We start from the raw sequence: 25,022 nt of genomic DNA, 5'->3' as shown, positions 1-25,022 counted from the left end.
TTCATCACATCAGTCGCTCCCGTTGGATCAATCCAATCCTATGGCCCGACGTTGTTCGGCCAGCCTAGCCCGAGACTGTTTGGTAAGTAACAGTTCCGCGGGTGATTGTCTCGAGGTGACCATCAATAGATCGGTGTCACCAAGAAGGTGCAGATCGTTTTCTAGGTGCCTCCCAGTCGGAAGCATTCCCATTTCGCGTTCGCTCGACAAATCCCAGAACCGTATCAATCCCTCTTCACCGGTTGTGGCCAGCGTTCGTCCACGATCTAGAAAAATGGTGTCAGCGATCGGTTTGGAATACCCTCGCAACACCGCAATCGTCTCGTTCTGCGGATAGCTGCGAACCTCCACCAATCGATTGTCGAATACCACCGCAATCCGGCTGGCGGTGGCATCAAAATCGACTCGCACGTATCGCACCGCCGCCGTGGACGATGCTTCGAAAACGGAGACGATCGAATTCTCGTAGGTGCAAAGCATGTTGGACGCTTTGATCATCAGGGCATCGCTGCCCGGAACATTCAGCAGCAGACTGTTGTTGTCGCTCGGAAGATCATGGGTTTCAACGAGTGAATAGTCCACCGCGTCGTAAACCAACAACTGTTTGCTCAACAGCACACACAGTTTCCCCTCGACGAACTTCACGTCGCTGATCGATTCTGTTTCGTACGGCGGAATGATTCGAGCAAGCAACTCAGACGACGCCACGTCGCGGACTTCGACTTCGTCACTGTTCGCGATGGCGATCTTTGACGCACGCGAATCGCAGCCAAACTGAAATCCCCATTCCTCTAAATCGCACTTGATCGGCAACATTCGATTCAAATCCCGTCTGGGGTCGTAGTGCCAAACACTGTTGTCGTCCAACCTCAAAAAGACATCGAATGGTCGCTCATGGTGCGAATACGAATTGATGATGTGAGCGGTCACAAACGTGCGTCCCACAGGGTTTGGACGAACCGGCAATTTGTCAGTCAAGTCCCATAGCCGAACCTGGCCGTCTTCGCCGGTTGTTACGATCCGTGCTGAATTGTCATTTGCGGGGATCACCTGAATGCTGCTGATTTGACCTTCCGCTGCTTGGAAGATCATCGGCGGCTGAAAATCGCCCGACTCCGTTCGGTTGATCAGCGTCCAAGCGTAGACCAGCCCATCATCGGTTCCTGCAAACATGTCTTCGCCATCAGCGGAAATGGCGACACAACGAACCGGAGCATTCAAGGCAAAAGCTTGAGCGAAATGGCTTTCGTTGGTGGAATCCGCGACCTTGATATATTTGTTGCCAAAGGCCACCGTGCGATACGGATCACCGGCTGGCTGCACGATGGAAAACTGAAGTGTTTCACCTTCAATCGGGATGCGAGTTTCCTGATCGGTATCGAGGTCGATGGCATGCAGCAAACGTTGTTTGCCAACCTCTTTCACGTAGGCGAGTGTATGACCGTCCCCCGCAAACTGCAGCGATTCGTTTCGCGATCCGCCATGTACCGTTTTGACCGCCGTTCCATCCAGACGATGAACCTGAACATCGCGATATCGCCCCGCCGTCGCGAAAAGTGTTCCGTCGGAAGAGAACGCGGCGGATTCGATGTTGTGCCAGTGCCCGAGCAATCCAAGCGTCTCGGTTCCTGTCGCGATCTCACGAAGCGTGATCGAGTTGAAGCCCACGTCGCCGTTCAGACCAGTCAGAAAATGTTTGTTGTCCGGACAGATCGCAATCGCGTCGAGACGTCCGGACAGTTGGTAGCGATGTGTGAGTTTTTCCGATTGCAAATCGATCACATGGACCTCGCCATCTTTGCTGACCGAAATCGCAAATTGCCCGTCTCGCGAAACTGCGACCTCGGTCGCCGGCGAGTGGTGCTGGGTCAATAGTTTTGACGGCGGAGGCGTGACCAAGTAGTCAAGAATTTCAAAAGCAAATCGGCTGGATCCGGCTTCCTCAGGTTTCGGCCGATGTTGATCGAGCAGTTCCTTGGTGGCCTTCAGGTTGTGCCCGTTGTAGGCCTGGAATGCCAACGACATGTCCGACACATACAGTTGTTCTCGCAACTGTGCTTCGCGGGATTCCAGTTCCAGGTTGGTCTCGATCAACTCGTCATTGCTCTCGGCGAGTTTTTTGTTCACTCGCGTGAGTTGCTCTGAATGCATGGCCTGCATCCCCAACACGGTCATGACCAGAGAGATCGCACCGATCAATGTCGCCAAGGTCACCAAAGGGTTGCGCCGGCCCCATCGCAGCGAACGTTCGGACCAGCCAGGCATTTTCGCCTGAACGGATTCGCCAGCTGCGAAGCGACGAAGATCTTCGGCAAATTCCTCAGCAGTGGAATATCGCGAGTCAGGCGAACGCGACATCGCCTTGCAGATGATGGCTTCGAGTGGACGTGGCAGGTCGCCGCGAACGCTGCCAGGAGTGACGAGGCTGCCATTGGCAACGTTGGCCAATATCTGATCACGACTGCCTTGAAAGGGCCGTCGCAAAGTTGCCCACTCGTACAGAGTGGCTCCCAAACTGTAGATATCAGATCGACGGGTGATGTCGGTCTGCGATCCGAAGGTTTGTTCCGGGCTCATGTAGGCCGGTGTGCCCAGAATAGCGCCACTGAGCGTGAGCGCCGTGTTTTGATCTTCGATCAGCGCCAATCCAAAATCTGTCAACCAGATCTTCCCCTCGCGGTCGAAGAGCAAATTCGATGGTTTGATGTCTCGGTGAATCACTCGCTCGTTGTGAGCAACCTGCAGCGCGTCGGCAATGTCAGCAATCGATTCGGCGATGAGCTCAAACGAAGCCGTTGCGGTTCCAGCACGATCGCATTCGGTGTCAGCCGTTTCGCATTCATGAGTCGAGTCCATGGAGAACTCTTGCGATTCATGCTCGCCGGTGGCTTTCAAAATGCGGTCGGCGAGCGTTGGCCCATCGATGTAACGCATCACCAGGTACTGCATTCCCCGCTCGACGCCAGAATCCATCAGCGGGACGATGTGTTCGTGTCGCAGTTCTTGAATCAGGTTTGCTTCGCGTTCAAACCGCCGCCGCATCCTGACCTGCTTTGAAACTTGGTGCTGCAACAACTTCAACGCGACGTTCTGCCCCGTCGTGATGTCCTCCGCCAGGTAGACCTCGCCCATTCCTCCCGAACCGAGCGTTCGGATGATTTGGTAGTTGCCAAAATGTTGGGTTGGCGTACCGGCTTGATCGTCCTCGCTCCTGGCTGCTTCCGTCGGGGCGTCGTTTGGCGAATTCACTTCGTGTTGGACTCAATGGATCGAAGGGCAGGGAGTGTCTGATAAGCGATGATTCTTCGCACCGACAACTAAGACCGAAGGGATCATCACCGAAAAGAGTTCGAAACTGCCTCGATCGCAACAGCATTGTTCACAGACTCAGACGGATTTCATCTGTTCATTTTTCCTCCGTTTGCAAGAGAGGCGAGAGTTTTGCTTGACTCCGGTCGGTCACCCAAAGCTCCATCGGTGCTGCAGCAGACGTTGCCAGCAACATATCAGCCTCCTTAAAATAGTGCAGGCAGTTTGAATCGTGTGTTCCAGTCAACAGGGATCCCATTTCACGCTCGCTCGCGATGTCCCAGAACCGAACGAGTCCTTCTTCGCTGGTCGTCGCAACCGTCATGTCGTTGTCCATGAACGAACAATCGCTCGGGTGCCGAATATGCCCTCGCAACACAGCGAGAGTCTCGCCTTCAGGGAAGGAACGAATTTCAATCAGCCGATTCAACCGGATGATCGCCATTTGTTTCCCGCGTGAATCGAAGACCACTCGATCGAAATAGTCAGCTGCTGAGCCCGCGTTTTCAAGGAGACTCGCGGACATGCCCTCCAATTTGCACAACGCCCGTTCGGTCACGACCAACAAGGCGTCTTCCGACGGGATGCGGGTCAACGAGTTGGCGTTGTCCACTGGCAGCGTGATCGTACCTGCCAATGAATAATCAGGAAGGTCGTAGACCAACACTTCCTCGGTGTAGAGAACATACAAACGCTGCCCCAGGTAATGAAGTCCACGGCAGTTTCTCTCCAAATCTGGACTCGGAATCGTCTTGATGAGACGCCTTGATTCGACGTCGTAGACACTCAGTTCGGTGTCCGTTGCGACCGCGATCGTAGAGGCGTCTTCCGTGACCGCGATCTCATCCGTGCCGCGAATGGGTTGGTGTGCGATCACTGAGAGTCCCCGCAATTCTGTTTGCGGGTTGTAGTGAACGACGGCGCCACCACTCATTCGAAGGAAGACATCCGACGATCCGTGGTGGGGCGTCGCCAACTTTAAAACGGACGTCCATGGATAGGGAACTTTCGGGTGCGATGGACGAATCGGCATCTTTTCTTGGGTGTCCCAAAGAATGACGTTTCCGTCTTCAGCCGACGTCACAAACCGAGGCATTTCGGATTCTTCTGGCACCGTCGCGATCTCATAGATCCGACCGTTGGCGGCCGGCACCAGCAAAGGACGAAACAATTGGTTGTAGACGTCTCGGTCTTTCAATCGCCACACATAAACGGATCCTTCATCCGTGCCACTGTAGATCATCTCACCATCGCGGCTGATCGCCACGCAACGGAACACCGCATTGAAATGATTCACCTTCACAAACGGAGCGGATTGATCGGAATCGGAAACAGAAAGGGAGCCGTAGCCCTGTGTCACGATTCGAAATGGATTCGACTTGCCGCGAGGATGAGCGATTGCAAACTGGGCCGTCATCACGTCGGTCGGGATCACTGTCTCGTCTTCCGTGTCCAGATCTCGCACTCGGACTTCGTGACCGGCTTGCGATTTTTGGACATAAACCAATCGGTGACTGTCTTCGAGGAAACGCAGCGACTCATTTCGGGATTGTGCGTCAAACGAGTCGATCACGTTTCCGTCCGTGTCATGCACCTGGATTTGTCGGTACCGGTCGGCCGTTGCAATCCACTTCCCATCGGATGAGAAGGTTCCGGATTCCATTGAATGCCAATGCCCCAGCAACCCCAGAACTTCTTCGCCGTTGTCAACGCGATGCATTTTGATCGGGGTGAACCCGATCGATTCATTCAAACCGGTTAGAAAAAACTGCTTGTCCGGGCTGATTGCAATGGAATCGAGCCGTCCCGGCAACGAATACTTGTGGAGCAGTTGTTTCGTCTCCAGATCCACCACATGCACTTCGCCGTCTTCACTGGCGGACACCACCAGTTTGCCATCTTCCGAAACCGCAACTGCGGTGGCAGCCGCCTGGTGCTTGGTCAGCAAAACCGAAGAGGGCGGCGTGGCAAGGTAGTCCAACAGCTCCAACGCGAATCGCCGAGATCCAAACGGCACCGACTCTTCCCGATGCTTGTCCAACAACTGTTTGGTCGTGATCAGGTTCTTCGCCGCGTAGGCTTGGAAGGCAAGCGACATGTCCGAGATAAAAAGCTGATTGCTGAGCTCGGCTTCTCGGGCTTCCAACTGCAAGTTCGACGTGATGAGATCATCGTTGCTCTTCGCCAATTGCTCGTTGATGCGGACCAACTGACCGGAATAGATCGCTTGCATTCCCAACACCGCGACCACGGTCGTGATCACTCCGAGAAAAGATGCCAAAGCGACCAACGGATTTCGCTGGCTCCAACGGAACAAACGCTCCGTCCAACCTGGCATTTTTGCCATGACAGGTTTGCCGTTCGCAAACCGTCGAAGGTCGTCGCCAAAGGCAGCCGCGGTGGGATAGCGAGCCTCTGGCGAGCGAGACATCGCTTTGCAAATCACGGCTTCCAGTGCCAGCGGAAGATCAGCACGAAGACTCCGCGGTGTCGCCAAACTGCCTTGAGCAACATTGACCAGCACCTGTTCTCGGTTGCCGCTGAACGGACGATGCAGCGTCGCCCATTCATAAAGCGTCGCCCCCAAGCTGTAGACATCCGAACGACGGGTGACTTCGGAATGCGACCCCAGCGTTTGCTCGGGACTCATGTAAGCGGGGGTTCCCACCAAGTCGCCTGTCATGGTCAACGCGGTTTGCTCGTCTTCCAAGAAAGCCAAACCAAAATCGGTCAACCAGATCTTGCCATCGCGATCGAGCATCAAGTTGGACGGCTTCACATCGCGGTGAATGATCTTCTGAGAATGCGCGAAGTGCAATGCATCCGCGATATCGGCAATCGAGTTCGCTATCGATTGAAAATTGGTTGCCTGGTCATCGGACACCGCTTGAGTCGGTGTCAGAACGGCCGTCTCCAATTGCGAAGCGTCCCCCGCTGCCATCGACTGTTCGATTCCCTTCTGTTCCAGAATCAAATCCGCCAGGGTTTTGCCCTCGATCAAGCGCATCGCCAAAAATGGCACGCCCGTTTCTTCTCCCGTCTCTAGCAGTGGCACGATGTGCTCATGATCCAGTCCTTGAATCAATTGAGCTTCGCGTTGGAATCGTCGCCGGAAACGCTGCTGGTTGGCGACATGATGCCGCAACATTTTCAACGCAACCGTTTGCTGCGTCGTGGTGTGCTGAGCTAAATAGACTTCGCCCATCCCGCCCGTCCCGAGCGTACGGACAATTTTGTAGTCGCCAACGTGATTGACGAGGCTTTCTTCGGACGTCGAAGTGCGAACTTCGGTTGGATCTTCGGATGGGGAAGGCACAGGCTGGATGCCGAACGCTTATTCAATGGAGTCGTTTGTCAGATCACATCAATTACAGCTGCGTATTCTAGTCGATCCGATCGACTTTTCAGAGCAGGAAAGATCGCTTTCGCCCCGATTGAAAACGTTCCTTTCCCGGTCCCGCAGGCGGGACTCATGGTCCCGAGCGTTTCGCTAACATCACGTCCTCAGGCCAGTTCTGAAAACACAACGGTCGAACGAACCGTTCCAAACTGGCGTGCCCGACGGAGGTGCTGCGACCATCCAGACTGGCGGGAAACGGGCCGCCATGCTGCGTCGCGGAACCAATCTCCATTCCCGTCGGCCAACCGTTGAGAATGATCCGGCCACCAAAGCGTTCTGCGATGCGGCGCCAACACTGCGTAAACTCATTCTCAGACGTCTCGGCGTGCAGTGTCGTGGTCAGTGACCCATGGAACCCTTCGGCTACCCGCAACATTTCCGCTTCCCCCCGACAACGCACCAAAATCGAAACCGGACCAAACGTTTCGCTGTGCAGCCACCGCTCACGAATCGCGGTCTCCGCATTCATGCCAAACCAGTGAGCCCCCCGATGCCAGGGGCCTTCTGTTTCGATTGCTTCGGCAACGAACAAGGAATCCACCTCTTTGGCTGCTCGAAGCTGTTCAATCCCGCGATCAAACGCCTCCGCCACAGGACCACTCAACATGGGAAGGTTCGGCTGTTTGGCAAAGATACCCCGAGTTGCTGCAATGAACGCGTCAGCATCCCGCTCTTGAATCACCACCACACCAGGCTTGGTGCACATGTGACCGTTGCCAAATCTCAGCGATCCGGCAAAGCCTTCCGCGATCGCCTTTGCTCGAACGGCCATCGCGTCCGGGGTGATAAAGACCGGATTGGTGCTGCCCAATTCCGCGAAAATGGGAATCGGGTTTTCGCGGTCCAAGATTGCCTTCGCCAGAGCCCGGCCACCTTGAGGACTGCCGGTGAACCCGACCGCGGCGATCGCGGGATGAGAGATCACACGGACCGACGTTTCCGGGGTTCGCCCATGCAACAATTCAAACGTTCCCAAGGGCAGCTTCAACCGCTTCACGACTTCTTTGACGGCGTTGCCAAGCAGTTCGCAGGTGCCCGGATGGCTGGGATGCGACTTCACAACCACCGGATTCCCCGTGGCAACCGCAGCGACAAAATCATTGCCAATCACCGAGATCGCCAACGGAAAATTACAGGCACCAAACACCGCCACAGGCCCAACCGGAACAAACCGCCGCGTCATGCTGGGTTTGGGAAATGGTTTGCGATCCGGATCCGCCGCTTCCGAGGTCACGCGGTCCCAAGGTCGCTCGACCGCCAATCGAGCGAAAAGATCCAGTTGCCCCATCGCTCGATCAAATTCGCCTTCCACACGAGCATTCAAATATCCCGTTTCCAGTTCGCAGCGGGACACGATTTCCTCCCGTCGCGATCGAATCTCGGTCGCCACCGCGGAAAGGAATTCGCCGAGCTGATCGGGCGTCAATTCGCGGATCTGGACTGCGGCCTCGGCGGCTCGTCCGCAGGCAAAATCAATTTGCGCGGCGGTCGCTTCGGCAAATTCACCGGGAAGGAACTCGCCGGTCGCGGCGCAGGTGGCTTGGAATGCGTGCGTCATCAGGGTCGCTTCAGAAAATTATTGTTTTCGGAGAACAAACACGGCGTCGGTCAGGTCGTTGTCCATTTCTCGCTGATGTTCGATTTCATAGTCAAAGTCATGGACACCGACGATTTCCAGCTCATCACGGACGGACTTCAACATCGTGACGGCTTGTTTGGGAGTGTAAAGCCGCAGCGGAAACTCACTGCGGACTCGCTCGACAGTTCCGTTTTTTCGAGTGGCTTTGATCGAAACGCGAAGTGTTTCACGTCGTTTGCGTCGCTGAAAATCCACCACTTTCAAAGTCACGCTGATGTTCGTGCCCCCATGGGACGCTTTCCAACGCTCGATGCAGTCCGGATCCGCGTCCATCGGAATGCAGTGAAACCCGAGCACGTAAATCCCGCCAGTTCGCAAAGAGGCCGCCACCGCTCGCAGATGCGCGACCGCTGCGTCTTCATCCATCATGTGACGGAACGTGTTGAACGTGCAAAACGCGGCATCCACGGGGGGCGAACACACGTGAGACGTCATGTCGCCATTGATCAGCTCGGCCGACAATTTTCGACGTTGCAATCGGCGCTGCAGATAAGCGAGCATCGCGTCGTTGTTATCCAACCCAATGACGTCGTACCCGCGGGCTGCCGAAGCGGCCACCAAACGACCGCTGCCACAACCGGGTTCATAGACCCGCGAAACGGTTCCGGTCGCGTAACGCTGGTACGCCTCGTCAAAGAATGCCATTTCGGTTGCCGTTTCGTCACGGAACACCATGTCAAAGTACTGAGGCCGATCGTACCAATCGATCGTCGCGGTGGAGGCTGGTTTGCGTGGCTTGGTCGAAGGGCTCTTTGTCACGGGGCAAGGCGAGGGGGCATGAGGTGATTTCGTCAGAAATGAATGAAATTTGTTTCAGACCCTGCGGTCTGGGTGACGACTGTAACGATTAGACGGCGTGTCCGCATTCTCCCACTTGTTCCGCCTAGGAAACTTCGACCATGTCTTCGGTTGAACACTCTTTTCACGTGCCTCCCTTCCCGCCCTTCCCCAGTGCGGAACGTTACGTTCCCGTTGGATCGCAGGACGAGGCATTGCAACGAATCCAACGAGCAATTGAAGCCTGGGAAGCAATTTCGCTGGTCATCGGCCCCCCCGGCGTCGGCAAGTCCTTGCTGTGCCAGTTGCTGCTGAAGCAATTCGCGGGTCGTCGCGAGGTCGTGGTGCTCGGTGACGCGATGCTGGACAACCCCTTGTTGTTCCAACGTCACCTGCTGACGCGATTGAACCGAGTCCGTGGGATTCATTCGACCCCATTGGAACCCAACGAAGATCCGCAATTCGCCCTGGTCGAGCGACTCGCTCGCAGCACCGCGGAATTCCCCGGTTTGCTGCTGCTGGTCGACGAGGCGCAAGCGTTGACACCGGAAGTGCTGGAAACCATTCGCATCATCACCAACACGATGAGCGAAGGCCAACCACGCGTCAGTGCGGTTCTGCTGGGCGGCCCCAAGCTGGATGAGACCCTGGCATTGCCATCGCTCGAAGCACTCGTGCAACGCGTCGCAACTCGGTGCTACCTGCACCCGCTCAACGGCGACGAAGCCCTGACCTACGTCCAAGATGTGATCAAGAACTGCGGGTCCAATCCCCAGGAAGCGATCACCAACGAAGCGATCCGTGCCATTCACCAAGCTTGCAGCGGCACGCCTCGTTTGATCAACCAAATGATGACAGCCGCGATCGATTGCGCCGCGTCGTTGAACCAAAGCATCATCGACAACAAAATCGTCGATCGTGCCTGGGCGACGCTGCAACAATTGCCAAGCCCGGTGATGGAGGAACCCACCATCGCCCAGCCCAACGGAGAATCCTCCAACGTCGAATTCGGCGCACTCGATGATTCGATGTGGGACGAAACCAGTTCGGATGAGGAATCCACCTCGGCAACCTTCGAATCAGCAACCATTGAATCCAACGACGCCAGCGACCTGGGCCGACGCTGGAACGATCAGGCTTTGCCGAACGAAAGCGAAGCGGTCGCAGAAGTCGAAGCCACCACGTGCGACACGCAAGCCTGCAACACCTCCGAGTGCGGCGAAGAAGCCTGCCAAACAACTGGCCTTTGCCAAGGCGACCTGTGCCAAGGCGACCTGTGCCAAGGCGAACAGTGCCAAGATGGCCAATGTCAGAATGGCCCTTGTCAGGCAGAACCGTGCCACGGTGAACAACTACAAGACGTCGCGGTTGCCACATCGGAACCCACCACCGACCAGCAAACCATCGACGAATCCCTGGTTTGCGAAGATACCACGGCGTCGCCAGAAGCCACCGACAACCTCGAATTCGGCTCGCTGAGCATCGATTGTCAGACCTACGAAGGCGACTACGAGATGGTCTCCGACGTCATTGGATCCGCTCTCGCGGCCAACTTGCCCGAGACCGAAGAAGCTGAATCGCACAACAGCGAAGCCCCCGTCGCTTCCACGCCAACGGCGGACCAACTGTTCGGTGAGTTCGACGACGAAGAGGAAATCAATTCCACCGTCGACGCCTTGGCGGCCTCGGTAGAAGCAACTGACAAATTCGACGCCAGCGACAACGTGGCGTCCGATCTGGAAACGACGTTGCACGAAGAAATCCTCAGCATGCGTGGTGCGGCCAATTCACCTTTGTCGTTGCTCGGCGACGATGCCAATGGCATGGACGAAGTCTGCGACGAAGCTCAAATGGGCGAGATGCAAAATCAATCGGCCATCGCTGCTTCGGCACCCGTGTTGTGGATCGAAGAAGATGGCGAAGACATCGCTGTCAACCACGACGACCGTGACATGCTGGTCATCGAAGACGACGTGCAAGTCGAAACCGCCGCGTTGCATCATGAATCAGCGGACGTGTCTGCAGGTCGTCCTGTCGCGGTCGACTTCCAAGCGATGTTGGCCAAGATGCGTTCGCCGCAATCTTGATCGAAGGCCACCGGACCTTGGACAGAATCGGATGACGGTTCGGTCATGACCGAACCGTCTTGTTTCTCTGCGATTGAATTGAGATTCGTCTCACTCAATGAACAGAGTGTTGTTCGAGCTTGAATCTTCTCTCGGGCTTTGAATCCCTGCGTGGTCGATGTTCACACCGGATCATACTTTGCGAACGTTGTTGCACCGAACCGTCGAACAAGCCGTTCGCTACGGCAAGACATTGGTTTTGGTCACGCCGGATGAGCTGCGATTGCAGCCCGCCTTCTTCGTCGCCTTAGGCCAAGCTTGGCGAGAAGCCAACGCATCGCAACAGTCCGAAGGCCACGAATCAATGGCCATGCCGCGACTGCGAGTCGACTGGTGTGCTCCCACGTCCCAGGGGCTCGGATGGCGATCCCTCCAAAACAAGTGGCACACAAGTCGTTGTGAACGATTGCTCAGCCGCGAAAATTTGAACGACTGCGTGCAGCTCTCTCAGTGCCTGTTGATCGGCAAGGCATCGCAGCATCCCTCGACGATTGTTCTGGGGATCACCAACGAGGCCACCGAATTGCCCGAGTGGACCACCGCGGTCCCCATGCAGCGCTAACGCGTTCCACACGATGCACCCCCAAGGCTTCCGTCACTCCGCGACTGGTTGTGTCCGTCCGAGTGATCGAACAACCGCGGAGCGGTGACATCCGTCAGCCTCGGGTTTCCAACCCGAGGTCTCGCGAGTCCCGCCCCCTCGCTCGACGAGCCGCGGAGCGGCGACAGTTGCGAGCAACGAGATGGGGAAGATTGAAAAAGTGAAATTGTAAATTGTAAATTGTAAAATCCCGGCGGTTGAGGCGATCAGCCGGTGGGCGATCGACAACGGTTACCGAAGCCGAACCGGACGTGATCGTTCACGACGGGCCTGCCAACTGTCGTCACGCCGAGACCAATTGTGTCCGTCCGAGTGATCGAACAACCGCGGAGCGGTGACATCTGTCAGCCTCGGGTTTCCAACCCGAGGTCTCGCGAGTCCCGCCCCCTCGCTCGACAAGCCGCGGAGCGGCGACAGTTGCGAGCAACGAGATGGGGAAGATTGAAAAAGTGAAATTGTAAATTGTAAATTGTAAAATCCCGGCGGTTGAGGCGATCAGCCGGTGGGCGATCGACAACAGTGGCCGATGACGAACCGGACGTGATTGAGTTCCGGCCGGACGTCGAGGACGAGGACGAGGACGAGGACGAGGACGAGCACGAGCACGAGCACGAGCACGAGCACGAGCACGAGCACGAGCACGAGCACGAGCACGAGCACGAGCACGAGCACGAGCACGAGCACGAGCACGAGCACGAGCACGAGAAGACGTGCCGCAAGCCCATCAACAATGGAAACCCGACGCGTCAGGAAGGACGAACCCGCACTCGCCTCGCTCACGCGTCGGGTTCCCACTATGATTCGCCAGCAACCGCGTCCCCCTTGTTCTCGCCAGCGTTCTGTTCATGCCCACGCAATGCCTCATCAGCTTCGGTTCCAACCTCGGTGACCGCCGAGTGGTGATCGCCGAAGCCGCTCGCCGGGTCGCGGAATCGGGGTTGGTTGCCGCTGCTGGTGAAAAGCATGCCGGTCAGCAAGACGGTGGCGACGCCCCACACGGATCGCCCGCAAACCTGCGAACCAGCCGCTTGTTTGAGACCCCACCGATCGGTGGTCCCGGTGGTCAATCACCGTTTCTCAATGCGGTCGCCGCATTTGCCACAGAAGCCTCCGCCGCGGAGGTGTTGGATTTGTTGCAACACTTGGAAATTGATCTGGGCCGCAAACGACTCGTTCGCTGGGGCGCCCGCGTGATCGATCTCGACGTTGTTCTGCATGGCCGCTTGGCGGGGCCGCCACGAGCCGCCGGACTTCGGGGCTTGATTGGCGGTCGAGGCCCGGCGGGATCCTCGAAAGCTCTGGTGGTTCCGCATCCGCGATACACCGCTCGGCGTTTTGTTTTGGAACCCGCCTGCGACGTCGCCGCTGACTTCTGCGACCCGCGTTTCGGATGGACGATCGAAGATCTGCGCGACCACATCGCCGCCGACGTCCCCTCGATGGCTTTGGTGGGTGGCGACGCGGAACTGCGGCAACTCATCTGTCAGCGACTTTCGTCCGAGCACGGCATCACCGTGATCGATCCCGATCGCTCCGACACAGCCAAAGGCCTAACGCAGTGGATCGCCTCGGATCCTCCGGCGGCACTGCGAGATTCCCACGACCTCGGCGAACAACTTGGCTCCACATCCGGATCACCTCGTTTGTGTTTGCCACGACTCTTGGCGAGGATTCAGCACACGACTGAAAAAGATCGCTGGCCAGCGCCGCACCAGATTTGGCCGGTCGGATGGAAGTGGCCTGAGTATCGACTCGAAGTCGACGACCTGGACTGGGCCATCGGAGAATTGGCGTCCGCGATGGATTCCATGCGGTGCGACATCCGTCCGATCACTGACGATGGTCACTGGTGGTGAACTCACCACGGGAGTGAACTCGCACGCGACCTGCGAACGCCAACTTCCACGGTGACTCAGGCATCCTCAAGATCATCGTTGCGGAGCACGCTGTCGCCTGCCGACAGATTGCCGTCGATCAGTTTTTGCTTGATCTGTTCGCGGGCCGCCAGCAATCGCTGCTTGCGTTCTTCGTTCTTGGCTTCGCGGCGTTTGAGCTTGGCATAACGTTTCTGGATCCCCTTTTCAGCCGCGTCAAGTTCCGCCAACCGATGTTGCAAATCCGCCGGCAAGGCAACCGAACGAGTGCGATTGTTGGAATCGGTTCCTAGCGACGTCATCACACCGGATAGCGACGCGTCTTCGTGGCCATCTTCCGCTGATTCGCCCAACCGCTTGCGACGAATCCAATCCGGCGAAACAAAGATCCCGTTGGCTGCGATCATCATCGCACCAAACGTGATCATGCCCAGGAACAACGCGATCCCACCGTGAACGGCGACGGCCAATGCCAACGTGATCCCGCGAGTCAAACGCGGCCAAACCAAGGCACAGTAGAAGATCTCCCAGAACATCGTGATGTGCGACAACGCGGTGAAAACACGCGGGAACCGCCCCAAGACTGTCATGTCAATCGACTGGTATTCGTAGTTTGCCACGGCAAACCAAACCGCCGTTCCGTCCCACCAAAGTTCACCACGAGCCTTCGCGAGGCCACCGAACAGATAAATCACGCACAGATGAATCTGCAGCAATCGCGTCGCCACATTGGCCGAGACCGTCTTCTTGTCTGCCGGGAACAACCACGCTTTCCAACCCGAAAGCGTTCGCTCACCATCGCCTGTCAAACGACGACGCAGCTTCGCATCGACCGACCAAACCGCACCACAGGGAGCGAAGGCCAAGTACATCACACAGTAAGTGACAATCTGGTCCAACCCAAACAGGCTGCCGAGCAATCGATGCACCAACATCAATTGCAGGAACCACGCCAGCGGCCCTGTCACGCGAGTCAAAAAGCCAACCAGAAAGCATCCCGTGACCAGGATCGTCACGATATGATTCAGCCAAAGAAACGTCGCGTTGTCGACCAACCACAAGTACGACCAAGCCGCCGTCGCTTCACCAAGCGTTCCATCATGCAGCCACGCGCTGGTCTCGTTGTCGATCCAAGCTTCCGTTCCAACGAAAGAAGAGAAGTCGATCGCCAGCACCAGGTGTGAATACAACAGCATCGCACCGGTGACGATCCGCAGCACCGCCAACGTATCAATGTGCCGAGGCGTGAACCAAAACCGATCCCAGGCATCCACCCAAGACAATCCGACCTGTTTTGCCGACTCAACGATCACGATGCGTCCTCCGGTGCAGTGCCTGGTTGCTCCGGTTCGTCCAGTGTCTGATTCTCGGCCGCGGGACTGCCCGCGTCTTCCGACTGATTCCCTGAACCTTTCTTCCGTTCGCCCGCCGGCACTGGAACCGATTCGGAATCCTCTGGGTCCAAGACCACTTCATCGCCGGCTTCCGGCTGCGGAAGCGACTCAGGGACACTCCCCAGCAAACTTTCCAGCGTGATCGGGAGATCGGGCAACTCGATGTAAGACCGCTCATCGATCAACGAGAGGTTCTCTTGCGAGAACAGAACAAAGTCGGGCATTTGGTGCTCGATTCGCTGGATCGAAACGTCCGATTTCCCCGTCGATTGCAGGTGCCGAACCATCGAATCGGCAATCCGTTCATAGCGTTGTCGTCCCATTCGCAGCGTTTGGAGTTCCTCGGGACTCAGCTCGGGACCGATCAGCTGGCTGACCTCCAGCGGCAAAGCGGGCTGGTACGAATCATTCAAAAATTCCGCCAACATGAAATGCCGGTGGTACGACAACCGAGGCCACTGATCCTCCAAATCCGGAAACAATTGCGTCGTTTTGCCACCGTCCGAGCTCGCCCGAATCAGGTGACTGGGGCCGGGATCCGGAGCAAAAAAAGCGTAGCCACGATCCAAATAGAACATCTGTGCGACCGGAGAAACCATCGCCAACAAGGTCCCAACGGACGGCGACAGTCCGCGTGCACCGCGTGCTTGGAACGCCAACGGCGGCAGAGCGATCGTCAACAGCATCCCAATCAGCAGAACGCTGATCAAAAATCGATTTCGGCGCGAAAGCGGCAGGGAATCAGGCTGGATCACGTTTGTTTTGAATTCTCTGAAAAGGTGGCAGCGACCAACCAGTCGACGGTCGCAGAGGGATTGGGTCGGGTTTCACGGTGATCTTTCGCGGCACCAATTCACCTTGCAATTCACGGTGCGATTCACGCGGTAAATCCGGCTTGGATGGAGTCCGTGAAACAGGGCTCCCACCGGGCACGGCTTCATTTTTTGACCAACCATAATCCGTCTGCCCCCCATGTACAGGCGAGGGCCTGGCCTGACCCCACCGACGGGCTGGTCTGGTCGACGCCCACCAGCCCCTCGGAATGCGAAAGTTTGGCTCCGCTTTCGATCCACCGCCGAATTCGTCTTGGTTTGGAGGGCCGATTTTAGGCATAAGCGTTTGATCGGCGAAAAACGTCTCGTCGCCGTCCTTCTCAATTGCTCCAATCCATCAGTCATCGAATGCGTCAGGATTCCCGACGATCGCTGTTGTTGTGGCCGATCACAGCGTCCATCGCTGTCATTGCGACCACCACAACGCCTTACTTTCTGAACTCGACCGGTTTGCTGGAACCAGGTGGGTTGCTTGCCCGATTTGGCAACGGACCTTCCGCGCAGGCAAATTTGGACGTGGCTTCGGATCCGGCGTTCCAATACTTGACGTCGGACCGGAACGGCGAAACACAGTCCAACGACGAAGCCTCCGCCAACGCACCGGACGGATTGGGAGCTTCGAACCGCCACGGGTTCGGCACCGCGGAACCGCTCTCGCCTTGGAACCAACCCGACGCCCTGCCATCTTCAACGCACGCGGAAGACGCCCACCGCAACGACCACGGTGCGCGTGGGTTGACCATGCCCGAGCGTTTGGCAAGCGATTCATCTGGCACGCTGCAAGCTCCCGTGATCGACATCGAAACCGAACTGGCGGGTTTCGCAGAAACATTGGAACAGGAACCCTCCTTCGAGCCATTCGCACAATCGGTTCCCGCTTCTCTGTCGCCAGGGTTGGACGACCCGACTTCAACCGAACCAACGTCATTGTCGTTGCCCGCGGAAATGTTCCACACCGACTCGCAACGCTCCGAGTCCGTTTCGCTGATTCCTGAATCCGTCGCGGTATTGGCCAAACCCAGTGTTCCGGAACCGGAGCTCCCCGAACTCAACCTGGATCTGCCCCGCTTCGTGCGCCCGCCCGTTGTTTCCCCCACGGACGCTGCCAAAGCAGCCCAGACTCATCACGTGACCGGCTGGCCTCTCGCCAAACAATTGCGTTTGGAATTGTCCGAGCTTTCATCGCACGCGAATTTGGCGGTGGATGCCAATGAAGAACTGAACGACGTGTTGCTGACATCCGTCGACATGGAACAAACCGATCTGAAAACCGCTCACGAGGAAATGCTGCGCAGCAGCGACCATCACGGCCTGTCGGATTCCTCCGAAGAAGCCGTCCGTCGTCACGCGACCTCGATCGTGATGGGACGTTGGGCCGGAGAGGTTGACGAACGATTGAATCGACTTCGCCAGCTCTCTCGTTTGGGCGATCCCGAAGCAGGCACCGTGCTTCGCGAATTGTCATCGTTGGCCGCCGCTGGTCTGCAACTGGCCGAACGAGCCCCGGCACGCGACCAACAAGTCCGTTGGCTGCAGGCGTCCCACTCCTTGTCCCGTCGCACCAGCATCTGGGCATCGATTTGGCAATTGGCTCGTGGTCACTCTGGTTCGTTTGATTCTTCCGGGACGTTGCCTCACGAAACACTGACCCTGCACAGCCAAACGCCAACCCATCAGCGTTTTGACGTCCACCAACTGATTCGCGAGGTCCGCGAACAGCTTCCTGAAACGGGCGATCCTCAAGGTTGGACGACGTTCCTGCTGCTCGACAAAATTCAAACGCTGGCGTCGTCCGACGACATGGACCAACGCGCCCTCACGGCTCAGCGGTACTTGTCCCGAATCACTTCCAAGCGATTGGCACCGGAACACGAAGACTGGTTGAATCAACCCTCGCTTCCGCAACTGACCGAAGCGATGAAGACCTGGAGCGCGATGCCGATTGATTACGTCGCCTTGCTCCAAGACCTCGAACGTGCCGAAGCCGATGCGATTGACTTGGCTGCCGTCAAGGTCACCAACGCGTTTCAGTCATTGCGATTCTCGGATGACACCCATGCGGCACGAGTCGCCAAGGCGATCGACCTGAACTACCGCAACGCCAACGTTCGCACCGCGATCTCCGCGAAACTGATCGAGCGTTTGATCCCCTCGGTCCCCGACCGCACGTCGCCGATCTCAACCCAAATCGCTGGCACACCGGTCCGCGGAACCAGCAATGTCAGCACCGCCATGGACCTGCGACTGAATCCGACGCCAGGCCAATGGAGCATTGACCTGCTGACTCACGGCGACGTTTCGACCCGCAGCCAAGCCGCGCAAAGTGGCGTGACCGTGCATTCCAATGGCTGGGCCAATTTCGATGCCTCCACCCCGATCCGCATCTCAGCGAACGGGCTGACCGTTGGCGGCACGGAAGTCCAAGTCAACGCGAACAATCGTTTGCAGCGAGTGGACTCCAAGGTCAACGAGTGGCCCTTGATCGGTTCCTTGGTACGCGGCATCGCGGAAAAGAAATACGAAGACACCAAATCGCTGGCCAACCAACGCACCCGGCAACAAATTCGCGACGAAGTCGTGCAGGGAACCCAGTCGGAACTGACGACTCAAACCAACAACGCTTCTGAAAAGTGGGACGACCTCGTGCTCGGTCCACTCGGACGCCTCGAACTGGCGCCGACGGTGATCGACTTGGAAACCACCTCGGAACGCTTGATCGCTCGCTACCGCTTGGCAGGTGATTGGCAATTGGCCGCTCATACCCCTCGCCCGCGAGCCTGGAACGACAGTTGGTTGAGTTTGCAAATGCACCAATCCGCCATCAACAACACGCTGGAACAAATCCTTCCGCGCGGGGAAGTCAAGACGTTCCAAGAACTCTACACCGACACGTTTGCGTTGTTTGGCAAAGACGGCGTGGCATTGCCGGAAGAGGTCCCCGGCGAAGCTGAAATCGCCTTTTCCCCCACCCGCCCGATGACGATCGAAATCGAAGACGGCAAAATGTGGTTGACGTTGCGAGTCGTTCGCCTGAGCCAACCGGGCAGTCCCAAGCTGACACGGTTCATCGTTCGCGCGGCCTACAAGCCTGAGATCGACGGATTGAACGCACGGCTGGTCCGAGACGGTCATCTCCGAGTCAGCGGCCCAGGCATGTCGATGCGACAACGCCTGCCCATCCGCGCGATCTTCAACAAGGTGTTGGCCGAAGATCGAGTGATCCCCCTGACAACTCCCAAACTGATCGAGCATCCCGCGATGCAAGACCTCGCCGTCAGCCAACTCGAACTTCGCGACGGCTGGCTCGCCTTGGCACTCAGCCCAGTGGAAGCCCCCAGCGTCGCCACGCGTGCCAACTCACGGAAGTGAGTCGGCAAGCTTCTAGCTTCTAGCTTCTAGTGGTCCGTCAAAGTTAAAAGTGAGGGTTGATCGTAGTGGACGAGGCCACGAGTCCTTGGATTCGACGCCAGTTCAGGACTCGTGGCCTCGTCCACTACCCTAAAAACAAGTCCTGACAGACCACTAGCTCCTAGCGATTAGCGATTAGCTTTCGTGCAAACATCGCCCCGGACGGGGCCATCGTGCATAGCTCGGGGTGGAAGCCCCGAGACCCATCACGAAAAAAAAATGGCCGCCCCGGTTGGGGCCGGCATCGGGAATCCCGCGCAAGCCTCGCTGACGCGTCGGGTTTCCATTTCGATGGGCTAGCCGTCCGCTTCTCGTGCTCGGGCTCAGCGAAGCGGTACTCGTCCCCGCAATCGACCTCCGCCCGAAACGAGATCGCGTCCGGTTCGTCGCCGGTACCGCTGAGCCATCGCCTCAACCGCCCAAGTTTTGCAATTTACAATTTGCAATTTCACTTTTTCAATTTTCCCCTCTCATCGCTCGCCACCTGTCGCCGCTCCACGGCTTGTCGAGCGAGGAAAGGATCGCCCGAGACCTCGGGTTAAAAACCCGAGGCTGACGGATGTCACCGCTCCGCGGCTGTTCGATCACTCGGACACACACAACCAGTCGCGGAGCGACGACAGTTGCCCTGCCCGCCGCGAATGCCCCCGTGGTTCATTGCCGACAGGCATGGCCCCCCATCGTACGCGCGCGATCCCCCTGAGTCCTGAGTCCTGAGTCCTGAGTCCTGAGTCCTGAGTCCTGAGTCCTGAGTCCTGAGTCCTGAGTCCTGAGTCCTGAGTCCTGAGTCCCTGAGTCCCTGAGTCCCTGAGTCCCTGAGTCCCTGAGTCCCTGTGGCCCTGTGGCCCTGTGGCCCTGTGGCCCTCTCCCACTTCCCCCCCCTATATCACCTGCAAATAGCAACCAACAAACAGCGCCGCATGGGCCAACAAACACATCCCTGCGGCGACGACTCGGGATGAAAACATCCCCAGGATCGACAGGGCACATCCCAGCCCCGTGACCAGGATCCCGCCGGCCGGAAACAATCGCCAGCACGCCAGCGAAAACACCAAGACGATCAGCGCCGCCAGCACGCTCGCTTGCAGCATGCCCGACTCCGGCACCCACGCCTCTTCCTGGATCATCGGCGTGACCGAGGCGATCACCGGTCGGTCCGAGCCCGATGCAAATGGGTTCCCGCGCCGAACCGCTGCCTCACTCCCCTGACTCGTCTGCTGAGATGCAGATGGGGGCAAGGCTGGATCCGAAACGGTCGTCGATGGATTCGGTTCACTCATCGAAACGGAGACACCGAGTTTGAGACAAGGATGGCATGCAAATATTCGGTTGGAATGCCAAATGCAGGGCGGTTAATCCTTGTTCATCATTCCAAGCCGCAGTTATTCTATACACACCGCTCGCCGCCGCCCAATGAGGTCTCTTATCTGCACCATGACGCCGTCAACCGATCCCACCTGCCGCTCGTTATCCCACTCGCAGCCTTGCTCATGGCGTCATTCGAGACCTGTCGCTCGATTTGCTCGCTGGATGGTTGGGGTCAGTCTCACCCTTGGCACATTGTCGTTCACCGTCGGCTTGCCTGAATCGGTCATCGTCCAGTCAGCCTCCGCAGACGAACCGGCGGCCGAATCCGTTTCCACGACCAAACCGGAGCCCTTGCCGCCGCAGATCGCAGAGGCCTCTGACGAAGCCGCCCAAGCCATGGCCGGGTTCAAAATCCCTGACGGCTGGACGATCGAACTTTTCGCGGCCGAACCCGACGTCGCGAACATTGTCGCGTTCACCGTTGATTCTCAAGGACGCGTGTACGTTTGCGAGAGCTTTCGGCAAAATCGTGGCGTGACCGACAACCGCGGCCACGACGACGAATGGTTGCTGGCCGACCTCGCCGCTGAAACCGTTCAAGACCGAATTGATTATCACAAACGCTTGCTCGGCGAAGCCGCGATCACCTACGCCCAACACGACGATCGAATTCGCCGCGTGGTCGACACCGATGGCGATGGGGTGGCCGACGAAGTCACCGTGGTCGCTGACGGATTCAATGGACTCGAAGAAGGCACTGGTGCCGGGATCTTGGTCCACGGTTCCGACATCTACTACACCTGCATTCCGAAACTCTGGAAGTTGACCGATGCCGACGACGACGGCGTCGCGGAAGACTCCCAGGTGCTGTCCGATGGTTATGGCGTCCGCGTGGCTTTCCGCGGTCACGACATGCACGGACTGATTCGTGGCTACGACGGACGACTTTACTTTTCGATTGGCGACCGCGGCTATCACGTCACCACTCCGGAAGGAAAGCTGCTTTCCAACCCCGCCGTCGGTGCCGTCTTCCGCTGCGAGATGGACGGCAGCAACTTAGAAATCTACTGCAACGGTTTGCGGAACCCACAGGAATTGGCCTTCAACGACGTCGGCGACTGGTTCACCGTCGACAACAACTCCGACAGTGGCGACAAAGCCCGTTTGGTTCATTTGCTCGAAGGTGGCGACACCGGCTGGCGGATGCACTACCAATACCTTCCCGATCGCGGCCCCTTCAATCGATTGAAGATTTGGGAACCTCACCACAACGAACAACCGGCTCACCTGGTTCCTCCGATCATCAACTTCACCGATGGCCCCTCGGGGTTGGCGTTTTACCCCGGCACTGGTTTTGGCGATCAGCTCAACAATCAATTCTTGATCTGCGACTTTCGAGGCGGTCCCTCCAACAGCGGCATCCGCTCGTTCTCCGTCGATCCCGCCGGTGCCTTTTACAAGATGGGCCCAGACTACCAACCAATCTGGAACATCCTCGCCACCGACCTCGCCTTCACCCCGTCCGGCGACCTGTTGGTCAGCGACTGGGTTGATGGCTGGGATGGAATCGGCAAGGGTCGCTTGTACAAACTCAGCGACCCCGCCCAACAAGACTCCGACGTGGTCACGGAAGTCCAAGAACTGCTCAGCGGTGAGCTGTCCGATGCCTCGGTCGAAGACTTGACCCAACAACTGCGACACATCGATCGCCGCGTGCGATTGAACGCCCAGTGGGAACTGGCCCTTCGCGGCGAACTGAAACCACTGCTGGAGATCGCCTCCGCCACCGACCTCGACGCACGCTTCCGTCTGCACGGAATCTGGGGATGCGAACACGCGGTTCGCTTGGATGCCACCCGACGTCCCGATGTGCTGGCCGCCAACCGTGGCTGGCTCACCGATTCCGATCCGATCCTCCGCGCCGCTGCCTGTGGATTGGCCGGCGATCAAAACGATGCCGAATCGATCGCCAAAGTCACCGAACTGCTGGCCGACGAGTCCGCTCGCGTGAAATACTTCGCAGCCATCTCGCTGTCTGAACTGCTGACCGCGCAAGCCAATGGCGCCGCTCCCAACCAGCAAGCTTTCGCGAGCGTGCTGCAAATTCTTGCGAACAACAACAACGTCGATCCCGCGCTGCGTCACGCCTGCACCCTGTTCCTTCGACGAGTCGCCACGGAAGACATGCTGGCTGGATTGGCATCCCACAACAGCGTTCCGGTTCGCCGCGCCGCCATCGCTGCACTGCGTGGACAAAGCAGCGAAAAAGTCACCGCGTTCCTATCCGATGCCAATTCGTTGGTGCTGGCCGAAGCCGCCATGGCGATTCACGATCAACCCATCCCGGCAGCCACCAACGACTTGGCCCAGTTGATTTCCGTCGCCGATTTGCCGCTCAGTTCCGATGCCTTGGTGCGCCGCGTGTTGGCCGCCAACTATCGCATCGGCACGGCAGACTCCGCCGCCGCACTGGCGTCCTTCGCCGCGTCGGGTGAAAAACCCACTTGGGCTCGCATCGAAGCGATCGACATGCTGGCCAACTGGGCCAACCCCGATCCACGCGACCGCGTCACCAACGAATACCGTCCGTTGGAACGACGCCCCGAGATCATCGCTCGCGAAGCCCTCGCCAAACACATCGAAGTCCTGATGATCACCGATCAAACGGTTCGCGAAAAAGCGATCGATGTCGGGTCCAAATTGGGGATCAAGAAGATCGCCCCACAACTGGTTGCCCGCACGAAAGACGCCCAATCACGGCCAGCCTCGCGAGCGTCCGCGCTCACTGCCCTGGCCCGACTCGAACCCGTGCAGGCCGTCCAGATCGCTCGAGCGATTGACTCAGAGCAACCCACGGCCTTGGTCACCGCCGCGTTGTCCGTGTTGGGCAAACACGACGGGCCAGCATCAGTGGATCGCTTCATCGCCGCCACGGCCACGGAAAGCCAACTCGTCCGCGGACTTGCTTGGGACCTGCTGGCAGAAATTGAATCCCCCGAAGCGGTCGAACACATCACCAAAGGCGTCAGCGCTTACCTCGAGGACGACCTGCCTGCCGACGTCCAACTGAACGTCGTCGAAGCGGCCGCGAAACGCCTGCCTGACGACTGGAATGCGAAGATCGCAGCTCACCGCGAAGCACTTGCCAAGACCGAACCACTCGCCAAATGGATGGACTCACTGCACGGCGGCGACCCTGACAAAGGCGCCGCGCTGTTCTTTGGCAAAACCGAACTCTCGTGCGTGCGTTGCCACCAAGTCGACCGGACGGGCGGCGAAGTCGGTCCGGCTCTGACCTCCGTCGGAAAAATCCGTGACCGTCGCACGTTGCTGGAAGCGATCGCCTTGCCAGACGCCAAAATCGCAGAAGGCTTTGAGACCGCGATCATCGCCGATGAAGACGGACAAGTCTTCACGGGAATCGTGGGTGCCGAAACCGACGACGTGATCGACTTGATCGCCGCCGATGGCTCGCGCACACAGATCGAAAAGGACTACATCGTCGCTCGCAAAAAGGGAAAATCCTCGATGCCGGCTGGACTGACCGAGCAAATGACGGCTCGCGAACTGCGTGATTTGGTCGCGTACCTGGCCAGCCTCCAAGTCGAGCCACCCGCCGGCGAAGAAGGCGGCCACGAGTAGCCCCGATGAGCGTCGTGACCACCTTGAGCTTCGGCGGTCGAACCGAAGAAGCGGTCCAGCACTACCAATCGGTGCTCGACGCGCAAGTGTTGATGCTGATGCGCTTCCGTGAATGTCCCGACCCATCCATGGCGAAGCCTGGGTTGGAGGACAAGATCTTTCACGCGACGATCCGCATCGGATCCACCGAGTTGATGGCCAGCGACGTGGGCTGCGACGATCCCAATTTCGAAAGTGGTTTCGCCGGATTCGCCTTCGCCGTCCGTGCCGAATGCATCGAAGACGCCGAACGTCACTTCGCCGGCTTGAGCGAGCGGGGACACGTCCTGCTTCCACTCAAAGAAACTTTTTTCGCGACCCGATATGGAATCGTGATCGATCGTTTTGGTGTGTCATGGAAAATCACCGTCCCCGGCGACGTCCATTGATCATCTGGGAAAATCGGTTGAATGATTGACGGTTTTCTTCCCTGTTTCCTGGTTCCCAGGCTCTGCCTGGGAACACACTGTCTTGGAGGCTCCGCCTCCCGATTCTGTCTCAGCAGGCAGGGGATGTCGATTGATCAAAGGCAGCATTTGGTAGTGGACGAGGCAACAAGTCCCTTGCGTGGGGAAGGCCTCGTCGCCTCGCCCACGACGGTTCAGGTCCTGGGCGAAGGACGCCTCGAAGAACGTCAGTCATAAAATCGACGTCCCGCGATGATCCGCGCCT

General features: G+C 57.9%; 14 protein-coding genes. 6 read left to right on the top strand and 8 right to left on the bottom strand.

What is annotated here, in order from left to right; genetic code table 11:
• Positions 1 to 27: 27 nt before the first annotated feature.
• The 4 genes from RISK_RS13240 to RISK_RS13225 form a co-directional block, all read right to left on the bottom strand.
• The gene (locus RISK_RS13240; RefSeq protein ID WP_047814794.1) at positions 28 to 3,249 is read right to left on the bottom strand and encodes a serine/threonine-protein kinase; all 3,222 of its coding nucleotides are present in this window, start codon (positions 3,247 to 3,249) and stop codon (positions 28 to 30) included.
• A 157-nt stretch (positions 3,250 to 3,406) separates the two neighbouring features.
• Positions 3,407 to 6,625, bottom strand: coding sequence for a serine/threonine-protein kinase (locus RISK_RS13235; protein ID WP_047814793.1), 3,219 nt, complete (start codon positions 6,623 to 6,625; stop codon positions 3,407 to 3,409).
• A gap of 154 nt (positions 6,626 to 6,779) precedes the next feature.
• Positions 6,780 to 8,267: an aldehyde dehydrogenase (NADP(+)) gene (locus tag RISK_RS13230; protein WP_390173932.1), complete on the bottom strand. Its 1,488-nt coding sequence runs from the start codon at positions 8,265 to 8,267 to the stop codon at positions 6,780 to 6,782.
• Between the two features lie 18 nt (positions 8,268 to 8,285).
• Entirely contained in the window at positions 8,286 to 9,107 is an 822-nt protein-coding gene (locus tag RISK_RS13225) for a class I SAM-dependent methyltransferase (RefSeq protein ID WP_236696267.1), read from the bottom strand.
• Positions 9,108 to 9,247: 140 nt separating this feature from the next.
• Here RISK_RS13225 and RISK_RS13220 point away from each other — a divergent pair, with 140 nt between their 5' ends.
• Together RISK_RS13220 and RISK_RS13215 are read left to right on the top strand one after the other, a co-directional pair.
• Positions 9,248 to 11,212, top strand: a complete 1,965-nt coding sequence (locus RISK_RS13220) for an ExeA family protein (RefSeq protein ID WP_047814790.1) — start codon at positions 9,248 to 9,250, stop codon at positions 11,210 to 11,212.
• Positions 11,213 to 11,369: 157 nt separating this feature from the next.
• Complete coding sequence (locus RISK_RS13215; RefSeq protein WP_047814789.1) at positions 11,370 to 11,813, top strand: hypothetical protein; 444 nt, start codon at positions 11,370 to 11,372, stop codon at positions 11,811 to 11,813.
• A gap of 534 nt (positions 11,814 to 12,347) precedes the next feature.
• Here the strand turns inward: RISK_RS13215 and RISK_RS32610 are convergent.
• Positions 12,348 to 12,632, bottom strand: a complete 285-nt coding sequence (locus RISK_RS32610; RefSeq protein ID WP_173442662.1) for a hypothetical protein — start codon at positions 12,630 to 12,632, stop codon at positions 12,348 to 12,350.
• A gap of 65 nt (positions 12,633 to 12,697) precedes the next feature.
• Here RISK_RS32610 and folK point away from each other — a divergent pair, with 65 nt between their 5' ends.
• The gene (gene folK / locus RISK_RS13205; protein ID WP_047814788.1) at positions 12,698 to 13,708 is read left to right on the top strand and encodes a 2-amino-4-hydroxy-6-hydroxymethyldihydropteridine diphosphokinase; all 1,011 of its coding nucleotides are present in this window, start codon (positions 12,698 to 12,700) and stop codon (positions 13,706 to 13,708) included.
• Positions 13,709 to 13,764: 56 nt separating this feature from the next.
• Here the strand turns inward: folK and RISK_RS13200 are convergent, their stop codons facing one another.
• Positions 13,765 to 15,039: an HTTM domain-containing protein gene (locus RISK_RS13200; RefSeq protein WP_047814787.1), complete on the bottom strand. Its 1,275-nt coding sequence runs from the start codon at positions 15,037 to 15,039 to the stop codon at positions 13,765 to 13,767.
• Complete coding sequence (locus RISK_RS13195) at positions 15,036 to 15,875, bottom strand: hypothetical protein (RefSeq protein WP_236696266.1); 840 nt, start codon at positions 15,873 to 15,875, stop codon at positions 15,036 to 15,038. The genes RISK_RS13200 and RISK_RS13195 overlap by 4 nt, the downstream gene beginning before the upstream one ends.
• Positions 15,876 to 16,301: 426 nt before the next feature.
• On the opposite strand from RISK_RS13195, the gene RISK_RS13190 reads away from it, so the two are divergent.
• Entirely contained in the window at positions 16,302 to 19,322 is a 3,021-nt protein-coding gene (locus RISK_RS13190; protein ID WP_047814786.1) for a hypothetical protein, read from the top strand.
• Positions 19,323 to 20,242: 920 nt separating this feature from the next.
• Here RISK_RS13190 and RISK_RS13185 read toward each other — a convergent pair.
• Positions 20,243 to 20,599, bottom strand: a complete 357-nt coding sequence (locus RISK_RS13185; protein WP_236696265.1) for a hypothetical protein — start codon at positions 20,597 to 20,599, stop codon at positions 20,243 to 20,245.
• 292 nt (positions 20,600 to 20,891) lie between these two features.
• Between RISK_RS13185 and RISK_RS13180 the strand changes: the two genes are divergently transcribed.
• Together RISK_RS13180 and RISK_RS13175 are read left to right on the top strand one after the other, a co-directional pair.
• A complete protein-coding gene (locus RISK_RS13180; RefSeq protein WP_102017583.1) occupies positions 20,892 to 24,311 on the top strand; it encodes a DUF7133 domain-containing protein in 3,420 nt (1,139 codons plus the stop codon).
• Between the two features lie 5 nt (positions 24,312 to 24,316).
• Positions 24,317 to 24,739: a VOC family protein gene (locus tag RISK_RS13175; RefSeq protein WP_047814783.1), complete on the top strand. Its 423-nt coding sequence runs from the start codon at positions 24,317 to 24,319 to the stop codon at positions 24,737 to 24,739.
• The last annotated feature ends 283 nt before the right edge of the window (positions 24,740 to 25,022 follow it).

Origin of the sequence: Rhodopirellula islandica, from assembly GCF_001027925.1 — a bacterium.
GTDB classification, from domain to species: domain Bacteria; phylum Planctomycetota; class Planctomycetia; order Pirellulales; family Pirellulaceae; genus Rhodopirellula; species Rhodopirellula islandica.
This window is presented reverse-complemented; position numbering and strand designations above follow the sequence as displayed.